This window comes from Oleiphilus sp. HI0067, assembly GCF_001635735.1.
The window spans coordinates 1-722 of sequence record NZ_LWFI01001479.1; the positions used below are offsets into that span (position 1 = coordinate 1).

1 protein-coding gene is annotated in these 722 nt (G+C 41.7%); it reads left to right on the forward strand.

Going from position 1 to position 722, the window contains the following annotated elements; all coding sequences use genetic code 11:
* Positions 1-385: 385 nt before the first annotated feature.
* Positions 386-722 (forward strand): Rho termination factor N-terminal domain-containing protein (locus A3739_RS24105; protein ID WP_197472538.1); only part of this gene is annotated, 337 nt, incomplete at its 3' end.

A 722-nucleotide genomic window follows, 5' to 3' on the forward strand; every position in this document is an offset into this window, starting at 1 on the left:
TTGGGAAATGCGCGCATTTACATCGCTTGCGGATACTCTATTTAGCGCTTGCTCAATGGGCGTCGTTTCTTCTAATGAGCAGGTTTGAACACGAGAGGATAATTGTTCGATAGCGTCTTCAAGAGGGAGCAGTTTACTGGCACTCATACCGATTTTTTTGGCCTTATAAGTTGGTTTGCTTGCATCAAGTGTATTTTGATCAAAAACTTTAGCTTGTGAAGCATATTTTTGCGCAATAAAACTAGCTATTGTAAAAGAATTGATCTATCTTAAGTTTGCAGCCGTAACTAGCAAGGCTCAATGACTAATTGCGCTCGCAGCGCGTTTCCCTGAAATTTCCTAAATCCTTCGAAAAACACAACTCTGTGTTCCCATGACAATTGCTATGAATCTTACCGAACTTAAGAAAAAATCTGTTCCTGAATTATTAGAAATCGCTTCAGAGATGGGGCTAGACAACCTAGCACGCTCTCGTAAGCAAGATGTAATCTTCACAATCCTAAAACGTCACGCGAAAAGCGGTGAAGACATTTTTGGAGATGGTGTACTTGAAATTCTTCAAGATGGCTTCGGCTTCTTGCGTTCTGCTGAGGGTTCATACCTAGCAGGCCCAGACGATATTTATGTTTCGCCGAGTCAAATTCGTCGTTTCAATCTTCGAACGGGTGATACGATTTCTGGAAAGATTCGACCACCAAAGGATGGCGAACGTTATTTTGCTT